Source organism: Umezakia ovalisporum Ak1311, assembly GCF_029891685.1.
Classification (GTDB): Bacteria; Cyanobacteriota; Cyanobacteriia; order Cyanobacteriales; family Nostocaceae; genus Umezakia; species Umezakia ovalisporum.
The window spans coordinates 1-25,484 of record NZ_JANQDJ010000028.1 but is presented as its reverse complement, the minus strand read 5'-3'; the positions used below and the strand labels follow the sequence as shown (position 1 = coordinate 25,484).

23 protein-coding genes and 3 pseudogenes are annotated in these 25,484 nt (G+C 41.2%); 9 read left to right on the top strand and 17 right to left on the bottom strand.

The features are described 5' to 3' along the window. The first annotated feature begins 254 nt into the window (after positions 1 to 254). A complete protein-coding gene (locus tag NWP25_RS04335; RefSeq protein WP_280656737.1) occupies positions 255 to 914 on the top strand; it encodes a Mo-dependent nitrogenase C-terminal domain-containing protein in 660 nt (219 codons plus the stop codon). Between the two features lie 153 nt (positions 915 to 1,067). Further along, the gene (gene obgE, locus NWP25_RS04330) at positions 1,068 to 2,096 is read left to right on the top strand and encodes a GTPase ObgE (RefSeq protein ID WP_280650872.1); all 1,029 of its coding nucleotides are present in this window, start codon (positions 1,068 to 1,070) and stop codon (positions 2,094 to 2,096) included. Positions 2,097 to 2,311: 215 nt separating this feature from the next. Here obgE and NWP25_RS04325 read toward each other — a convergent pair whose 3' ends face one another. Next, the gene (locus tag NWP25_RS04325) at positions 2,312 to 3,421 is read right to left on the bottom strand and encodes an acyltransferase family protein (RefSeq protein WP_280650871.1); all 1,110 of its coding nucleotides are present in this window, start codon (positions 3,419 to 3,421) and stop codon (positions 2,312 to 2,314) included. 86 nt (positions 3,422 to 3,507) lie between these two features. On the opposite strand from NWP25_RS04325, the gene NWP25_RS04320 reads away from it, so the two are divergent. Then, the gene (locus tag NWP25_RS04320; protein WP_280686780.1) at positions 3,508 to 4,212 is read left to right on the top strand and encodes a polysaccharide deacetylase family protein; all 705 of its coding nucleotides are present in this window, start codon (positions 3,508 to 3,510) and stop codon (positions 4,210 to 4,212) included. Between the two features lie 39 nt (positions 4,213 to 4,251). On the opposite strand, the pseudogene NWP25_RS04315 reads toward NWP25_RS04320, so the two are convergent. The 4 genes and pseudogenes from NWP25_RS04315 to psaC form a co-directional block, all read right to left on the bottom strand. Then, a pseudogene (locus tag NWP25_RS04315) lies at positions 4,252 to 4,637 on the bottom strand (helix-turn-helix transcriptional regulator). Positions 4,638 to 4,941: 304 nt separating this feature from the next. Continuing rightward, positions 4,942 to 5,202: a hypothetical protein gene (locus NWP25_RS04310; protein ID WP_280650869.1), complete on the bottom strand. Its 261-nt coding sequence runs from the start codon at positions 5,200 to 5,202 to the stop codon at positions 4,942 to 4,944. A 661-nt stretch (positions 5,203 to 5,863) separates the two neighbouring features. Continuing rightward, entirely contained in the window at positions 5,864 to 7,762 is a 1,899-nt protein-coding gene (gene glmS, locus NWP25_RS04305; protein WP_280650868.1) for a glutamine--fructose-6-phosphate transaminase (isomerizing), read from the bottom strand. Between the two features lie 281 nt (positions 7,763 to 8,043). Next, a complete protein-coding gene (gene psaC / locus NWP25_RS04300) occupies positions 8,044 to 8,289 on the bottom strand; it encodes a photosystem I iron-sulfur center protein PsaC (RefSeq protein ID WP_015215228.1) in 246 nt (81 codons plus the stop codon). A gap of 481 nt (positions 8,290 to 8,770) precedes the next feature. Between psaC and NWP25_RS04295 the strand changes: the two genes are divergently transcribed. Beyond that, on the top strand, positions 8,771 to 9,136 hold the full coding sequence (locus NWP25_RS04295) for a DUF6464 family protein (RefSeq protein WP_280650867.1): 366 nt from the start codon (positions 8,771 to 8,773) through the stop codon (positions 9,134 to 9,136). 17 nt (positions 9,137 to 9,153) lie between these two features. Here the strand turns inward: NWP25_RS04295 and fmt are convergent, their stop codons facing one another. Then, the gene (fmt, locus tag NWP25_RS04290) at positions 9,154 to 10,155 is read right to left on the bottom strand and encodes a methionyl-tRNA formyltransferase (protein ID WP_280698919.1); all 1,002 of its coding nucleotides are present in this window, start codon (positions 10,153 to 10,155) and stop codon (positions 9,154 to 9,156) included. Positions 10,156 to 11,099: 944 nt separating this feature from the next. Between fmt and NWP25_RS04285 the strand changes: the two genes are divergently transcribed. Then, entirely contained in the window at positions 11,100 to 12,386 is a 1,287-nt protein-coding gene (locus tag NWP25_RS04285; RefSeq protein ID WP_280650865.1) for a hypothetical protein, read from the top strand. A gap of 499 nt (positions 12,387 to 12,885) precedes the next feature. Here NWP25_RS04285 and minE read toward each other — a convergent pair whose 3' ends face one another. The 5 genes from minE to NWP25_RS04260 form a co-directional block, all read right to left on the bottom strand. Continuing rightward, on the bottom strand, positions 12,886 to 13,194 hold the full coding sequence (gene minE / locus NWP25_RS04280; RefSeq protein ID WP_280650864.1) for a cell division topological specificity factor MinE: 309 nt from the start codon (positions 13,192 to 13,194) through the stop codon (positions 12,886 to 12,888). 32 nt (positions 13,195 to 13,226) lie between these two features. Next, a complete protein-coding gene (minD, locus tag NWP25_RS04275; RefSeq protein ID WP_280650863.1) occupies positions 13,227 to 14,033 on the bottom strand; it encodes a septum site-determining protein MinD in 807 nt (268 codons plus the stop codon). 44 nt (positions 14,034 to 14,077) lie between these two features. Beyond that, positions 14,078 to 15,142: a septum site-determining protein MinC gene (gene minC, locus NWP25_RS04270; protein ID WP_280650862.1), complete on the bottom strand. Its 1,065-nt coding sequence runs from the start codon at positions 15,140 to 15,142 to the stop codon at positions 14,078 to 14,080. A 185-nt stretch (positions 15,143 to 15,327) separates the two neighbouring features. Further along, entirely contained in the window at positions 15,328 to 16,665 is a 1,338-nt protein-coding gene (locus NWP25_RS04265) for a four-carbon acid sugar kinase family protein (RefSeq protein WP_280650861.1), read from the bottom strand. Positions 16,666 to 17,165: 500 nt separating this feature from the next. Further along, entirely contained in the window at positions 17,166 to 17,717 is a 552-nt protein-coding gene (locus NWP25_RS04260) for an NUDIX hydrolase (RefSeq protein ID WP_280650860.1), read from the bottom strand. A 126-nt stretch (positions 17,718 to 17,843) separates the two neighbouring features. Between NWP25_RS04260 and NWP25_RS04255 the strand changes: the two genes are divergently transcribed. Together NWP25_RS04255 and NWP25_RS04250 are read left to right on the top strand one after the other, a co-directional pair. Further along, entirely contained in the window at positions 17,844 to 18,896 is a 1,053-nt protein-coding gene (locus tag NWP25_RS04255) for a dipeptide epimerase (protein WP_280650859.1), read from the top strand. Next, positions 18,880 to 19,926: a DUF1611 domain-containing protein gene (locus NWP25_RS04250; RefSeq protein ID WP_280650858.1), complete on the top strand. Its 1,047-nt coding sequence runs from the start codon at positions 18,880 to 18,882 to the stop codon at positions 19,924 to 19,926. The genes NWP25_RS04255 and NWP25_RS04250 overlap by 17 nt, the downstream gene beginning before the upstream one ends. Positions 19,927 to 20,017: 91 nt before the next feature. Here NWP25_RS04250 and NWP25_RS04245 read toward each other — a convergent pair whose 3' ends face one another. Both NWP25_RS04245 and NWP25_RS04240 read right to left on the bottom strand, forming a co-directional pair. Beyond that, a complete protein-coding gene (locus NWP25_RS04245) occupies positions 20,018 to 20,257 on the bottom strand; it encodes a hypothetical protein (protein ID WP_280650857.1) in 240 nt (79 codons plus the stop codon). Positions 20,258 to 20,316: 59 nt separating this feature from the next. Continuing rightward, complete coding sequence (locus tag NWP25_RS04240; RefSeq protein WP_280650856.1) at positions 20,317 to 20,529, bottom strand: chlorophyll a/b-binding protein; 213 nt, start codon at positions 20,527 to 20,529, stop codon at positions 20,317 to 20,319. Positions 20,530 to 20,742: 213 nt separating this feature from the next. Between NWP25_RS04240 and NWP25_RS04235 the strand changes: the two genes are divergently transcribed. Further along, complete coding sequence (locus NWP25_RS04235; RefSeq protein ID WP_280650855.1) at positions 20,743 to 21,777, top strand: aspartate carbamoyltransferase catalytic subunit; 1,035 nt, start codon at positions 20,743 to 20,745, stop codon at positions 21,775 to 21,777. A 200-nt stretch (positions 21,778 to 21,977) separates the two neighbouring features. Continuing rightward, positions 21,978 to 22,142 (top strand): annotated as a pseudogene (locus NWP25_RS18625) (pentapeptide repeat-containing protein); the annotation flags it as partial. 30 nt (positions 22,143 to 22,172) lie between these two features. On the opposite strand, the gene NWP25_RS04230 reads toward NWP25_RS18625, so the two are convergent. From NWP25_RS04230 to NWP25_RS18790, 4 genes and pseudogenes are all read right to left on the bottom strand, one after another. After that, complete coding sequence (locus NWP25_RS04230; protein WP_280650854.1) at positions 22,173 to 23,513, bottom strand: TldD/PmbA family protein; 1,341 nt, start codon at positions 23,511 to 23,513, stop codon at positions 22,173 to 22,175. Between the two features lie 122 nt (positions 23,514 to 23,635). Beyond that, a complete protein-coding gene (locus NWP25_RS04225; RefSeq protein WP_280650853.1) occupies positions 23,636 to 25,108 on the bottom strand; it encodes a TldD/PmbA family protein in 1,473 nt (490 codons plus the stop codon). A gap of 24 nt (positions 25,109 to 25,132) precedes the next feature. Further along, entirely contained in the window at positions 25,133 to 25,342 is a 210-nt protein-coding gene (locus NWP25_RS04220) for a hypothetical protein (protein ID WP_280698917.1), read from the bottom strand. 18 nt (positions 25,343 to 25,360) lie between these two features. Further along, a pseudogene (locus tag NWP25_RS18790) lies at positions 25,361 to 25,484 on the bottom strand (IS982 family transposase); the annotation flags it as partial.

Genomic DNA, 25,484 nt, shown 5'->3' with positions numbered 1-25,484 from the left:
AACTAACATGGTTTTGACCCTATTTACGGCTAAGTTGAAATTTTTTAACCAACAAATCCATTCCACCAACTCACGCGTTCTTTTTTAGTTTAACTATAAAAATTCTCAAGATTATTTTTAGATATAATTTATTCAGATTCTCAACTACTTCGTTGAAACTCTCAGGAGGCTATAGTACTTACAAGTTCTGTATTCAGTGTGTATAATGATATAAAGTGGCTTAATGTTAAGCAAGGAAATATTGAGGCGTAACTATGACAAGTGTTACGAAATCTCCTTATAGCAGGGAAGAAATAACCGCTTGGTTACGTGGACTGCTGACAATTGCCTGGGCAGATGGTAACTTTGACCCTGAAGAAAAGCAATTAATTACCACTCTTACCCAGAATGATATAGCTCCAGGGATTTCGTTGAATTCACTAGCAGTAATTCAACCAGAAGAATTGGCTGCAAAGTTGGGTAAAAGAACACGAGCAGCCGAAAATTTTACTCGCACAGCAGTGATGGTGGCCATCGCTAATGGTACATATTCCCCCCAAGAAGATCAAGTTCTTCATCAGTTGTGCGAAGCCTTGGAACAGCCAAAAGATATTATAGACTCCTTACGTCATACCCTAGAACATGAGGGACAAGTATCTACACCCACAGCACCTCCACAAGATGCGCTTTTTTCCCTGGCTGACTGGCTAGACAAACTAGAAATCCAAGACCCCACGGTTGCCCGTTTTTTGTGCAAAATGATTCCCTCTCAGTGTCCCTTTGAGCGGGATATAACTTTATTTGGACACAAAATTGTTCATATACCCCCATTGTGTCAACTCAACCCATTGTATGAGCAACTAGTGGGTTTACGTTTTCGCGCCCTCTCCTATTTAGCAGATGAATGTGGTGAGGATATTTCAGCATATATTTAGTCATTGGTCATTGGTGATTAGTAGGATATGTCAAGTAGGAGGTTTCAGGAATTACTCGTTGATCAATTGTCTTAAAAATGCTTCCATATCTGAAATCAATTGGTATCCTTCCCAAAGACCAATGACCAATAACCAATGACTAATGGCTAAGTTATGCAATTTATTGACCAAGCAGTAATCGAAGTTGAAGCTGGTAAAGGTGGCGATGGTATCGTGGCTTTTCGACGTGAAAAATACGTACCAGCAGGCGGCCCCTCTGGTGGGAACGGAGGAAAAGGCGGTTCAGTAATTTTTGTTGTTGATACAAACCTACAAACTTTACTGGACTTCAAATACAAGCATCATTTTAAAGCGGATGATGGTGGACGTGGTGGGCCAAACAATCGCACTGGAGCTAATGGTAAGGATTTTATCATTGAAGTTCCCTCTGGTACTTCTGTTTATGATGGCAGTACAAGTGCTTTACTGTGTGATTTAATTGACCCTGGACAACGTTTTCTAGTTGCTGAAGGTGGAAAAGGTGGACTAGGAAATCAGCATTTTTTGAGTAACCGTAACCGCGCCCCAGAATATGCTTTACCTGGACTACCTGGCGAAATGAAGGTACTGCGCCTAGAGTTGAAACTTTTGGCAGAAGTAGGTATTATTGGCTTACCAAATGCTGGTAAATCTACACTAATTTCTTCTCTATCAGCTGCATGTCCCAAAATTGCTGACTACCCCTTTACAACTCTTATTCCCAATTTGGGTGTAGTCAGAAAACCCACTGGTGATGGTACTGTTTTCGCCGATATTCCCGGTTTGATTGCAGGTGCTTCCCAAGGTGCAGGTTTGGGATACGATTTTTTGCGCCACATTGAACGCACAAAAGTTCTGCTACACTTAATTGATGCCACCAGCGAAGATGTGATTCGTGACTACAAAATAATTCAGCAAGAGTTACAAGCCTACGGACGAGGTTTAGCAAAGCGTCCGCAAATTTTAGCCTTGAACAAGATTGATGCAGTTGATAGAGAAACAGTAGATTTAGAAGCATTGGCTACTCAACTAAATCACCTTTGTCTATCTCCGGTTTTTTTGATTTCAGCAGTTACCCGCACTGGGTTAGAACCAATGTTGCAAGAGTTGTGGACAATTCTTGATCAAGTTAAGGCCGCTGAAAAAGTGGAAGTATTGACATAGGTATTCTTTATGGGGCTTTGACATTGGCATTACAGCACACTTGATTTGAGTGAATTACACCCTTAGCGGGCAATACTTGTACTGAGCGCATCCCATGGCTTGCGTCCTGTAGCCGTAGTGTGCCCGCACTACAAGAGTTTGATTGTTGATCCACGTAGCTCATTTACCTGCAATCTGAAGAAAAGAATTTCATGGGGAAGCCCAGAAGTTCACAGTTAAATTTTGAGAAACCAACGTTGATGATACATCAGGTCAGCAATTGCTAACCAAAATAAAAGGGTGACTAGGGCAAATAATAGTGAACCGTTGAGATTACCCGCCCAAGATGCAAAGATGTTTTGATAAATCCAGTTGTAGGTGGTGAGAGCAGTTTCTCCTGTGCCAATTTTGGTTTTAACTAGGATTTTAATTAACAAAACGGATGCAATGAATAAAGCGATGGCATTTAAGCCCATAGTTTCAAAAGGCTTACTCCAGCGTCGGATTTTTCGCACTTCCATCAGTTCGTAACAAGCTGCTAATAATACTAAAGCCCAACCACTGGTGAACATTACATAGGAACTTGTCCACAGTTTTTTGTTAATGGGAAATGCCCAGCCCCACCCCCAACCAATAATTAAGCAACCAATACCAAATAATGCTAACCCCAGGCTGGTGCGTGTCTCTACTGGTTGATTACGTATCCATTCCCCCGTAAAATATCCAATAAGCACACTAACCATAGCAGGAATAGTGCCAAATAATCCCTCTGGATCGCCTAAATTTTGATATCCATCACCTGCATATAGGTGGACTTGGGGAATAATTAAGCGGTCAATGTAAGCGCCAAAGTTCCCCACTCGTGTCAGTACCCCCGCCCCAAAATCCGGAACTGGTACATACATCATAGTTAGCCAATAGCCGATAAGTAATACACCTGCTAGTATCCATTGTCCTTTCCGCGGTAGGTTAAGGACTACAAGGGAAGCAAACAGGTAACTGATACTGATACGCTGTAATACTCCCATAATACGGATATTGCTTAAATCAAATGTCCAAATCCCCTGATTCCAGAAGCCATTGAGTAATAACCCCAAGCAAAAGAGTATGGCGGCACGGGGTAAAATACGCCAGTAAGCTTTTTCGGTGTACTTTGATAAGGAAAATGACATTGCTACACCAACAATAAATAAAAAATAAGGAAACACTAAGTCTGTTGGTGTGCAGCCGTGCCAATCAGCATGGGCTAAGGGGGGATACACATCACCTGCAACTCCCGCCATGTTAACAAGAATCATGGCAGCAATGGTAATACCTCGAAAAACATCCAGTGAAGATAAGCGCATAGAAGTTTATATTTAATTAGTCACTAATGCACAAATATCTTAATTTTTTTAACCGCTAAACTAAGACAAGCTACAAAAAACTCAAAATGCAGTTAGCGCCCTTATACCCTTTTCTTTATCACATTCTCCAACCCAGTTTTCCTAACTGTCTTTGGAGTGGTAATCCCCATGTCAAAGCAATTGCTATCTCTTTTGATGATGGCCCCCACCCGGAATACACACCCCAAGTATTGACTGTATTAGAACGTCACAACATCAAAGCCAGTTTTTTTTGCTTGGGTGCTTGTGTGAACCGCTTTCCGTCTATTGCCAAAGCTATATGCGATGGCGGACACTGGATTGGATTACATGGTTATGAGCATCGCTGTTTTCCCACACTTTCCCCAAATGACCTGCAAAATAGTTTAGAAAAAACTCAACTGGCTATTTACAATGCTTGTGGTTTGACACCAGAAGAAGTTAGAGATGTGCGACCCCCCAACGGTTTATTTACACCCCAAACTTTACGACTATTCCTCAAATGGAATTACCGTCCAGTAATGTGGAGTGTCGTACCGGAAGATTGGGTCAGCCCGGGAGTTGCCACCGTAGTCCAACGAGTTATTAAACAAGTGCAAAATGGTTCACTAATTGTCTTGCATGATGGTTCCTTTGGTGGACAATATGTTGCTGTGACAATTCAAGCACTGATTCCCCAATTGCTACACCAAGGCTATGAATTTGTAACAGTTGATGCTTTATGGAAGCAAAATAAAAGCAACCATAATCTCATAGCCAGGAATTCTGATTGATTCGGGAGCTAAAAATTACTAATTACTTTATTAGCACTGTTAGCACAGCCACCTGTAGCCCACAATGCCGTGAGAATTAGCTATACTTGGCTTTCCTTGTTGAGTAATTTTTGTCTCAGAAGTGCCAGCCCTCACTGAGGCTGATTTCCCACTACTCAATAAATTGTGCATTTTACCTAACGTGAGCCTAGTCTACCCACAGGCTTGTCTAATGACTCATTCATATCTTCAATTAGGTCTTCTACTTGGCAATTCAAGACTTTGCAAAACCTAATGATTCTTTCAATATAATCTGTCCCAGTCCTACCGCTTTCCCAATTTTGGATAGTGCTTTCAGTCACGCCCACAAGACGAGATAGCTCAAGCTGGGTTAGCCCTGCTTTTTCACGAAGGAAGGCGATCCTTGGTTTTGGCTTTTGTTTCACGGCTACAGCATTTTTATTTTATCCATCCTTGTATACTATATCACCAAAAAAATCAAAGCCGAGAAAATTACTAAACAATTTTATTTGTACTACAAAATACTTAAAGCTTTGATCCGGATTACCCATCATGTCTGTGTGAAAATAGATAAAAAAATTGCTTGAGAAAAATCAACGTAAATTCCCCAAGGTTCAGCCTCGGCGGAAAAAGCGAAAACTCAAGTTCCGCCCAGGACAGTTTGGTTTGTGTAGTTCTGGGACTTCTACTCCCCAGGGTTAACAAGATTGAATACTGTGACTACTTCTATCAACCGGAGAAATTATCTACTCTTACATCCTTCCAAATATCCGAAACTTGCCAACCTGAGTTACCCACAGATTGAACTATGGGATGAGTACGTAAAGGAATATAATTAACTTCCCTATCCTCTATTATATATTCTTGATATTCTTCAACTATGGGTTCTGGGGGAATCACACTATCCAGTGGAACACCTTTTTCTTCTGCTTCCTCCATGAGCTTGATTTTATCTAGGAGAAGTTTTTCAGATTTTTTGATTAGTTTCATCTTAATTTCAGGGGGTAGAAAACTGGACATTAAAAAAAACGAAAATCCTTATACTGATTCTGAAATAGGCTAGTGTAGTCTTTCAAGAATCTTTAGAGATATCCGCAAAACAAAAAGTTATTATTAACTTTGTAAGAATACTTACTGGCCAAAGACCATACTACAGCAACAATACTGTAAATATCTAGGCATTCACCACAATCTTAATAAATAGTTTCTACAACACCAAGACTTTTGCCAACTTGGTGAAGCTTTCACAGCCTTCTAGGCTGTAGCCAAAGTTTAAGGTTGTTGTTAAGCTATGCTAATTTCAACCAAAAAACAACATTTTGGCAAGTAAACTGACAACCCAGCACTTGGGCTATCCCAGGTCTTATTCCTACACTACCCTCCACTCACCATCACATTTCATCAGTGTTGAAGCAGCCTTGAGATGTTGTTTCCGATATTTATTTAAAAAATTTTCTAAGTACCGTGGAAATGAGTCAATAAAGTTTTGCTTATAGCTTATATGTACTTTATTGGCTTTTTATTGGCTACCGTAATAGCCAAAATAAACTCTGAAATAAAAAAAGCCATGGCCACCGGACAAAGGTAATGGCATCGCCCTTTGTTAAACTGTTTTATCTTACTACAAAAATTTCTGTACCAAGGTATAAAATTACTCAACCGTAACACTTTTCGCCAAGTTACGAGGCTGGTCAACATCCAAACCGCGACGGGCTGCTATGTGATAAGCCAATAGTTGCAAAGGAATCACAGTGAGAATAGGCGATAGCAACTCATCCACTTGGGAAACCGGGAGCAAATCGTTGAATATTTCCCCAGCTTCGCCATCATTGAAGGGAGTTACACCAATTAACCGAGAATCTCTGGCTTTGGCTTCTTGAGCATTGGAAATCACTTTTTCGTATACACCACCAGGAACCGCGATGGCCACCACTGGAACTTTCGCTTCTAATAAAGCAATGGGTCCATGTTTCATTTCCCCCGCCGGATAACCTTCAGCGTGAATGTAGCTGATTTCCTTTAATTTTAAAGCTCCTTCTAAGGCAATGGGAAAATTAATTCCCCTACCTAAAAAGATAAAATCTTTGGTTTCTGCAAAATCATGTGCTAAATGTTCCGTTAAACTTTCCTGAGTTTGTAAAGCCGTTTCAATTTCTTGAGGAATTTGCCGCAACCCGTTAATAATCTCCGCTATTTTCCCTAGCGCAACTGTCTGACGACGAGCAGCTAAATCTAACGCCAAAGCGTAAAATGCCATAAGTTGAGCTGTAAAAGTTTTCGTAGCTGCTACACCAATTTCAATTCCGGCTAAAGTGTTGATAATATGGGGAACCATTAACCCCAAACTACTTTCTGGGCGATTGGTAATACCTAAAAGTCGCGCTCGATACTTAAGTTCCTTCCCTTGGCGACGTTCTTTTTCCATCCCTAAAGCCGCTAAAGTATCAGCAGTTTCTCCTGATTGGGTAACACCAATAATTAGTGTATTTGCCGTTAAGGGCGAGGGTGCATAGCGATACTCAGAAGCATAATGTACTTGAGTAGAAATTCCAGCTATTTGCTCAATTAAATATTTTCCTATTAATGCCGCGTGCCAACTCGTACCACAGGCAACAATGTTTATTTGTTCTAAATCTGCGTAAAATTCAGTAGACAAACCGAGGTTAATTGGTGAAGGAGATTCAGCAGAATTACTCTCAGTATCAAAGTAAGCTGCTAAACTGGCTCTTACTACTCCTGGCTGCTCATAAATTTCTTTAAGCATGAAGTGTTTGAATCCCTGCTTTTCTACCATGGTGGGATTCAAATTCAGCATTCGTGGTTGTTTTTTCAACCTTTCACCAGCAAAGTTATAGATTTCCACACCTAATGGTGTCATCCGGGCAATTTCACCATTTTCCAGCGGCAAAACTGCACGAGTATGAGTTACAATTGCTGGTGTGTCGGAAGCGCAAAAGAACTCACCTTGGCCAAAGCCAATTACCAGAGGAGCTTGTTGACGGACAACAATCAATTCATCTGGGTAATCAGCAGATATGGCTGCGATGGCAAATGCTCCCTGAAGATGGTTAACAGATTGACGAATCGCCTCTAAAAAACGAGAAGGGGAAGTGGGGACATGGGGGGCTGGAGGATTGTTTAAGAATTCAGCTATGAGGTGGGGAATTACTTCAGTGTCGGTTTCAGAAACGAATTGGTGGCCCTTTTGTTTGAGTTCTTCACGCAGATCCCGGTAGTTTTCCACAATGCCATTTTGTACCACCGCCACCCGCATGGCCATATCCATGTGGGGATGGGCATTATATTCCTCCGGCTTACCATGAGTTGCCCAGCGAGTGTGGCCAATACCAATTTGGGCAGGAGTCACTGTTTGTTCTAGTTTAGAACGCAGGTTATTTAGTTTCCCTTTAGCCCGAACACAATGTACTTCATCTTCCCAAACCGTGGCTATGCCGGCGGAGTCATAACCGCGATATTCGAGTTTTTCTAGCCCAGCCACTAAAATATCTGTTGCCGCTTGAGTGCCTATATAACCAACGATTCCACACATTACCTACGCCACTCTGATTTGAATATGATTTAATTTAATCTAGTTGGTAACATAAAAGCACCATTTTGTCCAAATAAACAAGGCGGAATTAGCTCTCTATGCTACCAGATATGGTGTTGATTTTTCAGCTTTGACATTTTCCTTGCCAAGGAAAATGTCAGGTGTTTAGTTGGACTGAGAGAAAAATTTAGTAGGGTGAGCAGTACCCACCCCACCATCCTAAAGCACCTTGCTATGGAATCACTCAATGTCAACCAAATCAGGAATTGGCAATAAACTCCCTAATAAGCTAGACCCATGCTGCGAGTTGTTTCAGCACCTAGATAAACTCGGATGCTTAAAAAGTCAGTAGGACAAGCAGTTTCACAACGCTTACATCCTACGCAGTCTTCGGTGCGGGGTGAAGAGGCAATTTGAGAAGCTTTACAGCCATCCCAAGGTACCATTTCCAACACGTCTGTGGGGCAAGCCCGGACGCACTGGGTGCAGCCAATGCAGGTATCGTAGATTTTTACGGTATGAGACATTAAAAAGGCTCCTTTCCAGTGTTCTTTTCTGCAAAAGAATCATATATCAAAGCATAGTTTACAGCAGTAGCTTATAGTCCGTAATCAAAAGGCTACATAACTTTAAACAATTTAATGGGCACTTATAAAAATTTGGATTTACGAAATCTCTCTATTGCTTATATACCAATGGCATCTTAGCAGGGTATTTAGGTTTCTGTCGTCTCAAATGTCCCTTATTTGTAAACTTCTATGAAGTGAAGTCAACACCAATCAAATCAATATGGGACCTCTGTATAGTAATTATTGCTGGGAAATTATATACTGTCTAACTAAACAAATTGGCGACCACAGATTTTGCTCAATACACCTAATTTTCTATATTGTAAACAAGTGGGTCAAAACTTACTCTCAGCAGCCACGGCTCCCCCATATGTTAGTGTTTATCTGAGGTTTTCATGATTTTCTTTATAATTAGTCTAAATCACATTAGCATGAACTTATGCATCCAGAGTCTCTACCTAGCGAGGTGATTCTGACAAATCCTAGTCAGTCCCTCGGCAAACTCCATCTTGATTGGACACCCCAACCAGGAAACTACGTCGATTTTCAAGGTAAAACTTATGCAGTATTAGAACGCCGTCACAGATACCAATTTAAATCCGGGCGTTACCACCTGCGGAATATAGCCCTTTACGTGCAGTCTATCACAAAACCAACAGAGAAAACTTTAGTACACGGACGCTGGGTAATTGGTGATGCTACCTGTAGCTACAATGCACAGTCAGAAATTATGCGCTGTGCTGTCAACCCGGAAGGTCCTTGTGATTCTTGCCGCTTCTACGAAAAATCCGAAGTCAAGAGTTAGCAACGACTTACCAAGGGTTAACCATTGCCCAACATTTCACCCACAGTTAAACGGTTACCATTAACAAAATCCCATCCTGACTGGGGACGTTTACCAGCTAACTGAACTTCTCGTAAAAGTAGCAAACCCTCACCCGTTTGGATAATGGCACCAATTCCCTTGGCGATGCTCACCACTGCTCCTGGAATACCCGATATATTTGATAAATCAGGCAATTTTTGGTGTATTTGTATTAACTCAGCTGTCGGCTTATAACGGTAAGCATCACCAACGGGAACAGAGGCTAGAATTTTTATTCCTTGATCGCGAAAAGTGGCTGTGCAGTTAGGGTAAAAACCTCTGATTTGATTATGTAATTGAATAGCGCTCTTTGACCAATCCAAACTGTAGTTATGCTTTTGAATCAAAGGTGCATAGGTCGCTTCAGACTCATCTTGATGAATAGCCTCAATTTCCCTACTTTCCCACTTAAACAAAGTTTCCAGTAACAAATCTCCACCAAGAACAGATAGCCTCTCAGCCAAATCTTGGGCATGATCTAACAATCTAATAGGTGTAGTGGCTTTCAAGAGCATCGCCCCGGTATCCATGCCCACATCCATCAGCATCGTAGTGACCCCGGTTTCTGTTTCGCCGTTGTACAGACACCACTGAATTGGTGCTGCACCACGATACTTCGGTAAAATCGACCCATGCACATTAATACAACCCAACCTCGGCATATCCAATATTTCTGCTGACAAAATCTGTCCATAGGCCACAACCACAAAAACATCCGCATTAAGTTGTCGCAGTTGAGTTAAAGTTTCAGTGTCCTTTTTAATTTTTTGTGGTTGCCACACAGGCAAGTTGTGGTTAAGTGCAACGGTTTTTACTGGTGATGGTATAAGTTTGTTACCCCGTTCCCGACGTTTATCAGGTTGGGTAACAACGGCCAAAACTTTAATATCTGGTTGATTCAGTAATTTATCTAAGGTTGGAACAGCAAAGTCAGGTGTTCCAAAAAATACTACTTTCATGTGAAATAATTAATGTTTCCTACAGGACAACATAAAACTAAAGTCATGACCACATTGCATAACATAGTCTTATCAATTTTTGCCCATTTATGTACTCAATAGTAAGTAAATACTAAACCACTGAGAACCAACTGGAGGAAGGGGTGTCAATGTGCTATCCGCGTGCTATCTGCTATCTTATCCAGCCTTTAAAAAAAAAACTACAAAATTAATTTTTTTCATGTTAAGGTAGTATTATATTGGCAAAAAGCAGGTTAGCCTGGTAGACTCAATGCACGAGAAGCCCACAGTCCAAAAACTTGGTATTGACTGTAGTGTGCGGAAGTTAGTCCCGTACAGTATAAACAAAAATAAGTTAATGTTCGGCGGGGAACCAAAAGTCACTAAAAAGCCCAAACCTAGGGCTTGCTGAACTGTGGGGTTGCGTCACCATCATTGAGTTGTGCATTACCTTGTCCCAGCTTTTAAAGTAACGCCTCACTTTCACCGTTATCGGGCGCTGCTCTATTTCAGCACCAATTAAGAGGGAAACTACCTGAGCCTTAGTTTTTGCTAAGGGCTGTGTACCAACAGAACATTTATTTTGCTTTGCCTCTGTGTTGTTAGCAATTGTGCCCTATATGACGGGTTCAACAATTTTTCACTCACACAAATTTCCATGTACTCGGGTATTAAGCCCAGAGGTAAGACCCCATTTTATGCAGTAACTTCTCGTTGATCTGCATTCGTTTTTGGTGGTAATCTCCAATAAAAAACAATTTGTTAGTAAAGAGGTATGGAGCATGATATTAAACTTTTGTGAAATTATCCAAAATTTAGATAAATTATTGTTTTCAAGGCCTTAAACATTTTAGCCTGTTCTTACACGTGTAACTATCGCCTACTTTCTTGCTTCTTAGGCATTGCTCTTCACACAGCACCCGCCCTCTTTAGAGAGTCTACATATGCTCAAACTCTTCTTGCTGTCAGGATCCTTCCGCCTTCAACCATTTCGTAATCATATTGTCCTTGTGATGCTGATCGCACCTTTGCTAGGGGCATTTAGTCATTCCACATCAGCAAAACAATCAAAAGTAGTCACAAAAATTCCTCCCACAAGCGCAAAATTGGACTTTGCGCCGTTGCCAGTTGCTACTATGAATGAACCTTATTTAGTGGAAGTGTTAACATCATCTCCCATCACCTCATTTAAAGAAGGATCTGACTCCATGCCATTATTAATGGCTTCTGTTAGTAAACCCTCAACATTACAAATCAGCACAATAGAGTCTTTGTTAGCTCATGATTTTTTCTCTGTTGGTGATGATGTTAATCCATTAGTAGCAGTGGAACTAGGACAAATTCCAGAAACACCTGTGAGTAAATTGAATTTAGGGGAAAGATTTAATCCTGGTGACAGCGCTAATACCAAGTTCCCCAATGAATTGCTCAGTACTAAATCTTTGAAAACAATACCTGGGGAATTCCAACCACTTTTCATACCCGAAACACCTGCTGTAGAAGAAATCGATGAAGCGCACGCATCACATACTGATCCCATAGGAAGTCCTCATCCAATTCCTTGGCAATGGATTCTCGCCACCCAGGAAGCTATTGCTGCCGATGGAGGTTACGGAGTTCGCCACTATCGTAGTGTACCTGTGACTTCTCCTGATGGTAGATACGTTGTTTACAGCAGGGTGCAACTGGAAGTAAGACCCAAAATGTACAACAGCAAAGTTAGCAGTGTGTTGTTTGTGGAAGATAGGCAAACTAAAAACTTGCGGGTGATGGCTTCAACTGCACCTATCGGGGATCCAGTGTTAAACAAAAATCTCCCATCTCTGGAAGCAGAGGATACAAATCAAAATGGGAAAATAGGAGTTTTAGTTCCCGTTAGCTGGTCACAAAAAAGCGATCGCTTCTTAGCACGCAAGTTTGAAGGCAAGTTTAACACAGGTGATTCCACAGATCAAGCAGTAATTTGGGATAGTGAAAAAAATCACATTAACACTGTTGCCCCACATCGTGGAGAACATGAGCATGAGAAAATAGCAGTTCTATTAGGTTGGAGTAAAAACAAGCCTGATCATGCACTGTTTCGTGCGGGAGAAATGGGAGAAGAAAACTGGCCTTTGGTGCAAGTTTCCACCGATGGTAAGACTTTAGACACAACAGATGCGGATCAGCCTATTACCTTTGGTCAAAAAATTCCAGAACTTTGGGCAAGTCCACAAGTTGCTTCTCGATAATTTCTGCAAAACTTCCTCAATTCCCGTTGTTACACCCAAGAACAATGGGAATCTGTTTTACACACACTCAAATAATAGGCGTAACTCTGGGAAAACATATTCAGCAGATTTAAACGGTTCCCTAAATATATTGAGAGGGGTAGTTGGGGATTCTATCTTTGATAAAAAATCAATAGAGGAGCTTGTAGTTAGCCCAATAAAGGTTACACCTTACAAAGCTAGAAGTATAGTCAAATATTTCTGGTAACTATAACAGCTCTTTATCGAAAATCTAGGTTTAAAACCCCCTCCTTCTAGGACGGCTTTACTGATACTTTCCTAAAAAAATAGCTGCAAGTGGCCATTGACTTTTTTTCATAACTTGGCTTATGTATTTGGTTGGTGGTTTAGCCTGTATATATTATGGCTTTCAAGTATTATGGCTTTCAAGGCTTGGTGTGCCATTAACGTGGAGCGTTGTTGCACCATGGGACAACACACCTTAAGAATAGCAGTTAATCTAACTATTACTCTCGGATTGCTCGCTGTTTTCTAATTCAGCTGTGGTTTCTTTGACTCGACGGATGGGTAAATTAGCAATCAACGCTGTGGTTCGTTGATTACTTTCTAGAGAAAATTCTAGTCCCTCTGTCTCAATTTCTACATAGCGACAAACTATTTCTAAAATCTCTTGCCGCATTTTTTCCAACTTTTTAGGGTCTAAATCAGCACGGTCGTGAGCAATCACCAGCTGTAGGCGACGTTTCACTTGATTGCGACTGTTGTCAGGAGTACGTAAAAAAAATCGTTCTATAAGTTCAAGAATCATTGCCAATGGGTATGCGGAGACTGGAACAAGAGTTAAACAATCTTTGTCCGAAACAATTTTCGCAAACGAGCAAAAATGTTGTCGTGGGGTGCGTCGAGGTCAAGAAAATCGACTTTTTCTCCTTCCAATCTACGGGCAATGTTATCAAAGGCTATGGCAGCTAAAGAAGGAGTGTCCCCCAACACTAAAGGTTCCCCGCGATTGGTAGAAACAATAACACGTTCATCATCAGGTATTACCCCGATTAGGGGTATTGCCAGAAGTTCCTGAACATCTTGCACAGACATCATATCATTTGCCCGTACCATTGCGGGTCTGATCCGGTTAATGATTAAATGAGTACGCTTAATGCCTTGTGCTTCTAGTAACCCCACCACTCTGTCAGCGTCACGAACGGCGGAAATTTCCGGTGTAGTTACTATTAGAGCTTCTTTTGCTGGAGCGATCGCATTTTTAAACCCGTTTTCAATCCCAGCCGGACTATCAATAATTACGTATTGAAACTTCTGGGCTAGTGCATTCACTAGCAACTTCATCTGTTCAGGAGTTACCGCATCTTTAGACCGATTTTGGGCTGCTGGTAGTAATACGAGATTGGTTTGTCGCTTATCTTTCACCAACGCCTGTTCTAACCGACACTCCCTAGCCAGAACTTCTACCGCCGTATAAACAATGCGGTTTTCTAGTCCCAGTAACAAATCCAAATTTCTCAAACCAAAATCCGCATCAACTAAAGCAACTTGACGCCCCATTTTGGCTAAAGTCATGCCTAAATTTGCCGAAACTGTGGTTTTACCCACTCCCCCTTTACCGGAGGTAATCACAATAATGCGAGTCATGGTAGAGTTCCCCTCGATGAGGGTTCAGGAAATATAGTAAATACTTATGGAATCTGATTTAACCTATTTAATTGGTTTCTGGAAAAATCATTAGCCCTGGCGATGCGAATTCCTTCGGGCGTAATGTGCGCCACTTCAGGAAAAACCTGCATCGGTGATTTCTCCGGTGCCCTAGCTACAGCATCTGCGATCCGCAACTGGGTTGGTTCCATTTGCAAGGCCATAATCAGACACTCACGATTGCCTCCGGCACCCGCATGAGCAATTCCACGTAATCGTCCCCATATTACAATATCTCCTTGTGCAACTACGATACCACCAGGATTTATATCTCCTAAAATCACTACTGTTCCTGGATGACGAATTTCTGTTCCAGAACGTACGGTCATTTCTAGATAGAGAGCATCTGCTGGAGTTTTAGTCCCGGACTTCAACTCAGAATGCAAAGAAGTTTCAGGTTGGAGTTGTTCCACCGAATAACCGCAGGTCACAGCCGCGATGGCGGTTTGCCGACGACTAGTACTTACAGATTTTAACTCAAGTTGAGCTTCCCTAAAGGCTTCGGCCAATTCTTGCAGTTGTCTACCATCTAATAAACGGTCTTGTGCGATCAAATTTACTGGGGCCCTTGATGTCCGTAACCGATCACTAGCATTTAACCGTAACTTCAACTGTTGCCAAATATCAGACCAAGCGAGTTCTGAGGCTGGTATTTGAGATTCCGTTGGCAAAATTACTAGCAGTTTTTCTCCATCACTTTTTAACTGCACTTGAATATGGTTATTTAACCTATTCTCTTCTGTTAATAATTCAGGAGAATTCATATCTAAATCCACCTCCTGAACCACAGAAACAAATCTTGTATCTGTCGGGGCAGAATCTGACTCTTGATCATCAGAATCAGAATTAGACTGTAAATATAGCAAAACAGAATCTAGCTCTTTATCCGGGATGATATCATGAGAATCTGCATCAGAAATAGCGAAATTTGAGGCATTATCCTCAGCAACGGTAGAATTCACTTCTAAATCCGAAAGATGAGAAATTGACCCTGCATCAGCAAGTTCAAAATTTGACTCTAAGTTGGGGATATGGGAATCAGAAGTCATGCAGCACCCGCCAAAAGATACACCAAGTAATTATCAATACTAAGTCAATTGCAAAATGTATTAACGTTCTTACCTATAAAAATCCTATTTATTTTTTCTATCACCTCATTTGTGGCTGCTGACGGTTAACAGTTGACAGCCAACGGTCAAAAGTCAACAGCCCATAAACGAGATTTGACCAAACATTAAGGACTACTATATCTATTTCTAGTTAATCTTTTGTAAATCGTCCCCAAAGCATCAGCATCGCCAACATTACCAGGAAACAGCACCACTGGCAAATTGGGAAACTGAGGATGTTCTGATGTAGTGATTACCATTGAACAACCGGCTAAAATTTGTCCCAGTAAACGGGCTGAATTTAAACATAGACCATTACTCAAAACATCATTTGAGGTGATCCCACCCTTACTGATTAAAAATCCAATATCAGATGGTAAACCCCGCACAATATCCATCAATAAACTAGACACTTTGACCCCAAACTGCAATCTATTCCTGACATCATTAAAAGTGAGTTCCTGACGACTAGTATAAACTACTGGTGTTTTACCAGCATTATGCACCGCTTTTGTACTTTCCAAAACCTGGGTTAGGAGTTGAGCAAATTCATTCTCTTGATCATCCAGTAACCGCGCCACATCCACTTCAATTCCCACGGTTCCTTCCACTTGTAATAACGCCTGTAACTGCTGAGTGGTCTTTTTCACATGAGAACCAACGATGACCGCACCCGGCTTTCCTTTGCGGACATATTCAGCCATATTTTCTGCGGCAATGGGTTGAGGAGGTAACGCCGCTAAAGCCGTTAAAATACTCGCAGCACTGCGAAACAAAAAGCGTTTTCCCTGACTAGATGCTTCTAGCACATCCACAGCAAAGCAGTTTAGATCGGCTTGAGTTTCACCATCTACCACGGCGCACTGATTATTACTGAGTTGTAATAAGCGTTCTAAACTACCAGCACGGATATCATCAAGTAAAAACCTGGTTACAGATTCTGCACTAATACGCCCTTGAGTCTTTTCATCTACATATTTGGGCAAGTAACTGTGATGGTAGCCGAACACCGAATCACGGGCAAATTCAGTTTCGTGTACTGGTGTCGGTGTACCATCAATACTCAAGTAATGTACACTATCGCGGGTGATGCGTCCCCCTTCAAAAAATGCCGGTACAAGAAAATGAGCATCAAATGGCCCAAGTTCTTCAGCGATGGCATCGGTTTCTATAGGATAATGCCCTCGTAATGTAGAATCAGAACGGCTGACAATCAAAAAATCACTCAGATTTTCTGCGGCCAAGGCCCGTTTTAAATTTTGACAAACTTCTGTAGTCACAGATGCTGCTGACTCTGGCGGTAACGCTCTCGTGTTCGTCAAGATAAAGAAAATGGGTGAATCATCCTTCAAGGCGAGGCGTAAAGTGTCCACATCCCATTGCATTAGCAGCAAGCAGCTGTGAACTGTTTGTGAACCTGTGGGATCATCATCTAAGACAATAATTTTAGGTTTGTTGCTCATTGTCCGTCAAAGTAAACGATTGTGTTGAGAAATATCCTCATGGATATTTTCTAAATTCAGATTTTTACCAATTTTCTCATTTATACTTGCACATTCAAGACAATGTGCAAAAATTGATTAAGAACTTGAGCATATTAGCTCATTTAAGCAGTAGTTTGTAAAGCTTGCACATCAGTAAATAATTAAGAAATATTTCTTAATTATTTGAAATTAACTTCTTATTATCGGGCAAAATTAGTTCACTTTTCCTACATATTACTAAATCTCCCCTGACCACTTGTTCTCTCTCCTTAATACTACTTTGTATTCATGAGACCACACCGTGGTATTTGTTGACTTTATTTTAAAAAACCGGCAAAATTTTGCCATAGCTTACACCTTGGTCTAGTCATCGCGCCACTCACACCAAAATTGCTACTAATTTATTAAAAACTACCTAACAGTAAAAAATAAACTAGAAGTGTACTGATTTTTGTCAAAGCAAATAGCAGCATATATGATCATGAATTTAAAAAATTTAACCCTAGAAAGAGAGCCGCAATAGTTCCTGCTACCGCAATTTCACCTTGATTAATTTTATTTAAAACTGACTCTACAGGAACTAATACAATTTCAATATCTTCCGTAACATCTAGTGTCTGCTCTCCATACTTTGCCACATTCTCAGCTAAAAATAAATGTATTTTATTCGTATCTTTCACCGGATTATCATATAAAGTCGCTAATTTAGTCACTTTTTCCGCTAAATACCCAGTTTCTTCTTTTAATTCTCTCACTGCTGCCACTGCAGCATCTTCTTTACCTGGGTCGAAACCCCCAGCAGGTAGTTCTAACAGAATCTCACCAACACCATGCCTATATTGACGGACAAAAACAATTTCTTCCTCATTTGTAATCGGTAAAATTAAGGCAATCTCCGGTCTAACAACCACAAAAAAATCATCTACAATTTTTCCATTAGGTAATTCTATTTCATCTCGTCTAACTTGACACCAGGGATGTTCTAAAACTATTTCTGATTTGAGGATATTCCATTTCTTGATATTATTCATAGATAAATTTTGAAAATAAAAATTAGCCAATGAAATGATGAACGTAAAAAATTATAACAAACACCTCAAACAATCTAAAATTTAAACTTACACTGTTTTTGCTTTAGCCCAATATTGAGCATACTTATGGAATTAAAAGTAAATTTATTTACTCTCAATAAAAGATTTCCCTTAAGAATCAGTCGTGGGACAACAGCACAAACGACAAATATATGGATCAAGATTATAGAAGATGGCATTGAAGGCTGGGGTGAAGCATCACCATTTAGCCTAGGCACTCACTGTCAATCTACAGAAATCATCAAAGGCTATTTGCAAGAACTCACTCCCGTATTAGAACCATTCAACCCGTTGCAGCGCCAGCAAATTGAACAAATATTGACACAACAACAGGTTCCTTCATCCGTGAGGGCAGCCCTGGATATGGCCATGCACGACTGGCTAGGTAAGGCTGTAAAATTACCTCTGTGGAAAATTTGGGGACTTGACCGTAATCTTATAGTGCCGACTTCCCTCACAATTGGCATTAATTCACCAGCCGGAGCTAAGGCTAGGGTGCGAGACTGGTTAGAATTTATTGATGTTCGTCTTTTCAAAGTAAAATTAGGTAACCCAGATGGTATAGATGCAGACCAGCAAATGTTATTAGCAGTGCAACAAGAAGCCCCCGGTCGAGAATTATTCGTGGATGCAAACGGGGGTTGGAGTTTAGAAAATGCTATTTATATGTGTAATTGGCTAGCGGATTTAGGGATAAGATATGTAGAGCAGCCACTACCACGAGGTCAGGAAACTAGCCTAGTCCAATTAAAGGAAAAATCTCCCCTGCCAATATTTCTTGATGAAAGTTGCCTTACCAGCACCGATATTCCTGACTTAGCAAACTACGTGGATGGTATTAATATTAAACTCATGAAATCAGGGGGACTCGCCGAGGCCATGGGCATGGTACATACAGCCCGAGCCCATGGGTTGAAAGTGATGCTCGGTTGCTATTCTGACAGTACCATTGCCAACACAGCCGCAGCACAGTTAGCACCATTAGCTGATTATTTAGACTTAGACAGTCACCTTAACTTAACTGATGACCCCTTTACGGGTGCATTGGTGCAAGAAGGAAAAATTTTACCAAATGATTTACCTGGCTTGGGGGTACAATACAGTGCGTTTACCGCTTAATCAAAGAGTAGCAATTCTGCTACATGAGGGAATTACAGGCACTCAGGGCAAAACTGGGCTAGCACTTTTACGCTACAGTGAATCGTCAATCGTCGCCTTGATTGATCGTGAGTCTCCTGGCAAATCTTTGTCAGAATTAACAGGAATTCAGCGTGATGTGCCAATTGTAGCATCCTTAACAGCAGCACTGGAATATCAACCGCAAGTTTTGGTCATTGGTATTGCTCCTAAAGGCGGTGCCTTACCCGATGATTACTGGCAAGATATTAAAAATGCTCTACAAGCTGGAATGTCTTTAGTAAACGGTTTACATACACCACTAGCAAACATACCAGAGTTAAATGCACTTCTCAAACCAGAACAATTAATTTGGGATGTACGCAAAGAACCACCCCATTTAGGTGTTGCTAGTGGTTTAGCTCATACTCTCCCCTGTCTGCGGGTACTGACTGTGGGAACTGATATGGCCATCGGTAAAATGTCAACTAGCCTAGAATTACACCGAGAGTCAAAGCGCCGAGGGTGGCGTTCTAAATTCTTAGCCACCGGTCAAACCGGAGTCATGTTAGAAGGCGATGGTATACCCTTAGATGCTGTGCGGGTAGACTTTGCCGCTGGCGCCGTAGAGCAAATGGTTATGGGTTATGGCAAAAACTACGACATCCTCCACATTGAAGGACAAGGTTCACTTTTGCATCCTGGTTCCACCGCCACCTTACCTTTAATCCGTGGTTCCCAACCAACACACCTAATATTGGCACATCGGGCAGGACAAGTTCAAGTCCGTAATCATTCCCATGTCGTTATTCCCTCTTTACCAACAGTGATTCAGTTGTATGAAAGTGTGGCTAGTGCAGGCGGTGCTTTTGGTCATGTCCCTGTAGTTGGTATAGCCTTAAATACAGCTCACTTAGATGAGTTTACAGCTCTTGAGGCCATCGCTCAAACCACAGCCGAAACTAATTTACCTTGCAATGATCCTGTTCGTTTTGGGGCTGGTATTTTGTTAGATGCCATTATTAAAAATTAAGGAACAAAGAAAGTAAACATTTTAAAGAAGCCTCGATGTGTCATCGAGGCTTCTGGGGAATTTATGCAATTGATAAATGGGAAATAGTTATTCAACCCATGTGATTGAAGTAAATTCCCCACAGGGTTTCGGTAAGACCCACCGCGATTAGAAGGTTAGTGAAAAAACGTCCTAACTCAACTTCTCTTCCTAGCTTGCTGTCATCTTGTCCGGCACTGAAAAATAAAGACCAAGCTTGGTTAACATTAATTGTTTCAAAGTTATTAAAATTAGGTCTAAATACCACGGGACCCAGTAAATCTTTCCGGGGGAAATCAAAATCAGTTTTCATAATTTTTCTCGTTTATGTTTTTAGCTTTAATTAATTTGGTGAATTCTAAAATCTGCCATTTACAGGTTAGTTAACCAGCCAATTAAGCCATTTCCTGTAATTGCTTCTACAGCAATTAGCGCAACAAAACCAATCATTGCTAAACGTCCATTAAGTTTTTCTGCATATTCAGTAAAACCTACTTTTGGAGTTTCATTTACATACACTTTTTGCTGAACTGCCAACTGATCACGTTTACTAACTTTGTTGATCTTAAAGCCTTTGCTAGTCATTGGTTGTTTTGTTTACTTTGTTATGTAACTGAATATAACATTATGTAAATAAATTTTGCAACTACTTGACAAAAAGAACATATGGATAGAGCAAATATCAGATTCATAGCGACAAAACCCAAGGTCAAAGGTCTCCATTGGGATAGAGGGTAAGTGCTATCATTTGCACTGCATATATGATTGCGTCCTTACGGAGAACATCCAAAGTTATTTATGCCTACTACCACCTGGAATCGTCATCACGTTCTTTCCCTGGCTGATTTCACAACCGCCGAATATGATACAATTTTACAGACTGCCGCTAGTTTTCAGGAAGTGTTGTCACGGCGAACCAAGAAAGTACCAAGCCTACAAGGACAGGTGGTGACAAATTTGTTTTTTGAACCGTCCACACGCACCCGCAGTAGTTTTGAACTCGCAGCAAAACGTCTCAGCGCAGATACCCTTAATTTTGCTCCTGCAAGTTCTTCCATGACGAAGGGAGAAACAATTCTGGATACAGCCAAAACCTATTTGGCCATGGGAACTGATATAATGGTAGTCCGTCATCGAGAGGCGGGAGTACCCAATGCCATCGCCCAAGAAATGGATCGTCTAGGGGTGCGAGTAAGTGTCCTTAATGCCGGTGACGGTCAACATGAGCATCCTTCCCAAGCACTGCTAGATTTATTTACCATCTGTACTTTAATTGACAGCAGTCATCCCCGCTTAGAATTGTTAAAAGATAAAAAAATCGCCATCGTTGGAGATATTTTACATTCCCGCGTAGCGCGATCAAATATTTGGAGTTTAACAGCCAGTGGCGCTCAAGTGCATCTAGCAGCACCACCCACCCTTGTGCCTAAGTTATTTGCTGACTTTGTTTTAGAAACAGATGAAACCGACTCAACCCCAAAACTCAACCGTCAGCTATTTCTACATTGGGAACTAGAACCAGCTTTACAAGATGCCGACTTCGTTATGACATTGCGCCTGCAAAAGGAACGCATGACTGCTCACCTACTTCCCAGCTTACGAGAATATCATCAAACCTTTGGTATCACACGCAAAAAGCTACAAATATGCCAGCCCAACGTTAAAATACTACATCCAGGACCAGTGAACCGTGGTGTAGAAATTAGCTCAGATTTAATGGATGACCCAGAATTTAGCCTCATTCAGTCCCAAGTTACCAGTGGTATTGCCATTCGCATGGCACTGTTATACTTATTGGGCAGTGGCAAAGATTCAGCAACTGCCATCAAATAAGTTTGTTTCCACGTTCGTAGTGAGGATTTTAGGCTAGAGCCGCCTACTACGAGCTAATTTGATTTTTTACGTAACCTTGCAGTCAGGCTATCATATTAAAGGTATTTTTTTCAATCGATTTAATCAGTAAATTAACCCTCCATGGCAACTTAGAACAGGTGAACCCATAAGGCACAAATTTAACCACTGCTAACTTCTATTCTGCCTATCTCACAGGAGCATATGCCCATGGTGCTACCTTCCATAAGACTCACTTTACCAACCCCGATTTGAGCGATGCAAACCTATACAATGGTCAAATCAATTGCGTGGTGCTCACTGTTTTGATATTAATCTTGGCAGTGGTAGCAAAAAATAAAAGTTAAGAGTTAAAAAGTAACTCCCAACTCCCAATTTTATTCCCCAGTAATAGAAAGCTGGTCAACCCAAACTCTTGGACATACTCCACCAGGGGACAACTCTACCTCTTTCTCTACATAAATTATCGACTTCAATAATTCCAAGAAATCCCCAGCAACAGTTGCAGACTCAATACTCGTTTTCACACCCTTGTTAACCAGCCAACCATCAAAAGGTAGAGAAAACGAACCTTGCAAAGGTTTTACTCCTGCATGGAGAGCTTGTAAATCATCAATTAAGACCACATTTTCCGCGGTTTCTAAGCTCAACTCTTGTCCAGGTGACGACGCTGCAAAAACATGATAAAAGTTAGGACTTACACTAACTTTTGCACCAATATTAGCGTTACCTGTAGGCTGGGTATTCATTCTTTTCGCCGTACCAGCACTGTGGAGAAAACTTATCAATACACCATTTTCAATCAGCTTTACTTGACGCGTAGGAGTTCCTTCACCATCAAAACTCTCCGCACCAACATTTGCTGGGTGTAGTGCATCATCATAAACCGACACCAGGGGCGCAGCAATTTGTTTACCTAAATCATCAGCATTGGATAAACTTTGATTATCCAAAATACTTTGAGCATTGAACAAATTAGAAAACCCACCCAATAAACTTAAAAAAGCATTGGGAGAGAAAACAACTCGATATTTACCAGATTTGATTTTTTCATAATTCAAATGGCTGACGGTTTTCTCCGCTGTTTCCTGAATACATCCCTGAATATCGAGGTTATTTAAACTCCGTTCAATTCTAAAAGCACTACCACTGCGGGGCTTTTTACCATCCTCCTCAGTTTTGCTGTAAAGATAAATCGACGCTAAAGAACGAGATTCAGTTCTAGTTGCACCGTCACTGTTGAGATAAAATCGGTCAATATCCCTTTGAGCCAAACCATTATAAGGTACACCCTTAATAGCCTCATGAGCTGCTAAAAGTTCTTTTTCCGCAGCCAACAAACTATTAATCAAATCATTTACAGGTGCTTGGGGTAACTTTTCTTGATGTGTATTGGGGATAAGAACAGTTGCTTCGGGGCTAAAATCGGGAACATTTTCCTTCACACCAAAAAAACTAGCTTCGTAGGCTGTTTTTAAAGCTAATTCCAAACCCTTGGGATCCACATCCGTTGTGCTGGTAACACCCATTGTATTTTCTTCATTCCAGACACGAACAGTTACCCCAGAACGATTTGAGGCTTTAACTTGCTTCGGTTCACCTTGATCCACCTGGACGCTGGTTTCATCAATAGTAGAACCATAAATGTCAAATTTTTTAATACCAAGTTTACTAGCCTTTTCCTTGGCATGATGAGCAATTTCTGTGATATTCGGCATAATCAATTTTGAAATTGGGATTGAAGATTTTATCGCGCCAAAAATTTACTTTGTAATTTTTTTGTAATTTTGTGTCTTGGTGTTATCGTCAAACACTAAGACACGAACACACTCAGGATTTTCTATCTACCGCCAACAGTTATAGAATCCACTTTGATATGTGGTTGCCCAACTGTAGTGTAGATACTGCCACTAACAGAACCACAGAAGCCAGGCGCAAGTTCCAAATCTTGGGAACACATGGAAATTTTATTCATAATTTCCTTGGCTTCACCAATCAGAATCGCTCCTTTTAATGGTTTAGTGATTTTGCCATTCTCAATTAAATAAGCTTCGTCTACACCAAAGTTAAATTGACCTGTAGCCCCCACGCTACCGCCACCCATCTTTTTACAGTAAATACCCTTATCAATGGAGTTAAATAAGTCTTCCGTGGTATGTTCCCCAGGTGCAATGTAAGTATTCCGCATCCGACTAGCCGCAGCAAAAGTATAGTTCTGACGGCGACCACTTCCACTTCTGGGGTGTCCAGTACGCAAAGAACCTGTTCTGTCTGCTAAGAAATTTTTGAGAATACCTTTTTCGATTAATAGGGTTCTTTGTGCGGGCATTCCTTCGTCATCCATGTCAATGGTACCAAAGGCATTTTCTGCTCGACCCTCATCCCACGCTGTCAGATTTTCGTGGGCAATTTTTTCCCCTTTTTTGTCTGCAAAAGGAGTAGTCTTACGTTCAATTTGGGTAGTTTCTAACAAGTGTCCGCAGGCTTCATGGAAAATTACCCCACCAAAGTGATTCGCCATAATAATGGGGTAAGTACCTGAATCTACATAATCTGCATACAGCATTTTGCCGGCAGATTCCGCTATTTGTTCGGCTGCTTGTTGATAATCCCAAGTTTTCAGGAAATTAGCATCACTGGTATTACCAGCGCGTTCACCAATGGAAGCGCGGTGAGCACCATCAGCACACAATAGATTAAATCCTACCGATTGAGTCAGGCGAATGTCACGGGCAAATGTACCATCACTAGCCGCAACTAAGACTTCTTGCCAGTCTCGGAAATAGGAAGCCCGACGGGATTGTACATGATTGGCTTTTTCCTTCAGATGGCTAGTGCCATCCAGTAGAATCTCTCCCATTTCTCGGATAGAACTACACAGAGGTAGCCATCCATCTTTACCTCTTTTTGTGGCGTAGTCTCTGAGTAACTCTAAATTAATTTCTGGAATGAAAGCGTTATGAGCAGGTAATTCTAATCCCAGAATCGAAAGACCTTTTTCCAAAGCCGCTTTTAACCCAGAAAAGGAAAGGTCATTGGTACTGACGTAGCAATCAGCTTTACCACGAAACACTCTAACACCCGCACCTGTAGCTAAAGTCGGCGAAATACTAGTAATCGCATCGTCTTCCGCCAAACAACTAATGTAGTTACGACGTTCTAAAAATAATTCGATGAAGTCAGCACCTGCCGCGCGTCCTAGTCCAAGCAGGGTAGCCAGAGGGGCTTCCCAAGTATCATCAAATCGCTCTGGAGTGGAAAAGTATTGTAATGTGGGAATTTGGTTCGATTGAAGTAGCGTACTTGTAAGCATGGATAGCCTCGTATGCTGGCGTTGTCAGAGATTTAACTGAAAAAATCCTGGTGTGTTAACTCTAGCAAATTCCGCGATGGGGCGTAAGGTGTTCAGGGTACAAGGCAAAAAGTCTAGCTTTGTTTCACAAAACGTAAATACTCCTTGGGGACTTTGCTGAAACAATTCATTTTTCTGTAAAAAATAATTCCCTGTCCATTGCTTAACAAAGCCTGGGGAAATAGCAAAAAGCAATCTTACGCCTAATGTGAATTAAATAGGTTGAGACTGGAAAGTGAGAACATTAATACCAAAACGGCGACGAAGCAAAAGACGTAGAGTGTGAGAGGCAATTTTAGCCGCAATATGGACACAAAAGCCGTCAACAGTTTTGTTG

Bases quoted from the DNA above. Each gene is read 5' to 3' on its own strand.
- NWP25_RS04335 (WP_280656737.1), top strand. From the start codon at position 255: ATGACAAGTGTTACGAAATCTCCTTATAGCAGGGAAGAAATAACCGCT.
- obgE (WP_280650872.1), top strand. From the start codon at position 1,068: ATGCAATTTATTGACCAAGCAGTAATCGAAGTTGAAGCTGGTAAAGGT.
- NWP25_RS04325 (WP_280650871.1), bottom strand. From the start codon at position 3,421: ATGCGCTTATCTTCACTGGATGTTTTTCGAGGTATTACCATTGCTGCC.
- NWP25_RS04320 (WP_280686780.1), top strand. From the start codon at position 3,508: ATGCAGTTAGCGCCCTTATACCCTTTTCTTTATCACATTCTCCAACCC.
- NWP25_RS04310 (WP_280650869.1), bottom strand. From the start codon at position 5,202: ATGAAACTAATCAAAAAATCTGAAAAACTTCTCCTAGATAAAATCAAG.
- glmS (WP_280650868.1), bottom strand. From the start codon at position 7,762: ATGTGTGGAATCGTTGGTTATATAGGCACTCAAGCGGCAACAGATATT.
- psaC (WP_015215228.1), bottom strand. From the start codon at position 8,289: ATGTCTCATACCGTAAAAATCTACGATACCTGCATTGGCTGCACCCAG.
- NWP25_RS04295 (WP_280650867.1), top strand. From the start codon at position 8,771: ATGCATCCAGAGTCTCTACCTAGCGAGGTGATTCTGACAAATCCTAGT.
- fmt (WP_280698919.1), bottom strand. From the start codon at position 10,155: ATGAAAGTAGTATTTTTTGGAACACCTGACTTTGCTGTTCCAACCTTA.
- NWP25_RS04285 (WP_280650865.1), top strand. From the start codon at position 11,100: ATGCTCAAACTCTTCTTGCTGTCAGGATCCTTCCGCCTTCAACCATTT.
- minE (WP_280650864.1), bottom strand. From the start codon at position 13,194: ATGATTCTTGAACTTATAGAACGATTTTTTTTACGTACTCCTGACAAC.
- minD (WP_280650863.1), bottom strand. From the start codon at position 14,033: ATGACTCGCATTATTGTGATTACCTCCGGTAAAGGGGGAGTGGGTAAA.
- minC (WP_280650862.1), bottom strand. From the start codon at position 15,142: ATGACTTCTGATTCCCATATCCCCAACTTAGAGTCAAATTTTGAACTT.
- NWP25_RS04265 (WP_280650861.1), bottom strand. From the start codon at position 16,665: ATGAGCAACAAACCTAAAATTATTGTCTTAGATGATGATCCCACAGGT.
- NWP25_RS04260 (WP_280650860.1), bottom strand. From the start codon at position 17,717: ATGAATAATATCAAGAAATGGAATATCCTCAAATCAGAAATAGTTTTA.
- NWP25_RS04255 (WP_280650859.1), top strand. From the start codon at position 17,844: ATGGAATTAAAAGTAAATTTATTTACTCTCAATAAAAGATTTCCCTTA.
- NWP25_RS04245 (WP_280650857.1), bottom strand. From the start codon at position 20,257: ATGAAAACTGATTTTGATTTCCCCCGGAAAGATTTACTGGGTCCCGTG.
- NWP25_RS04240 (WP_280650856.1), bottom strand. From the start codon at position 20,529: ATGACTAGCAAAGGCTTTAAGATCAACAAAGTTAGTAAACGTGATCAG.
- NWP25_RS04235 (WP_280650855.1), top strand. From the start codon at position 20,743: ATGCCTACTACCACCTGGAATCGTCATCACGTTCTTTCCCTGGCTGAT.
- NWP25_RS04230 (WP_280650854.1), bottom strand. From the start codon at position 23,513: ATGCCGAATATCACAGAAATTGCTCATCATGCCAAGGAAAAGGCTAGT.
- NWP25_RS04225 (WP_280650853.1), bottom strand. From the start codon at position 25,108: ATGCTTACAAGTACGCTACTTCAATCGAACCAAATTCCCACATTACAA.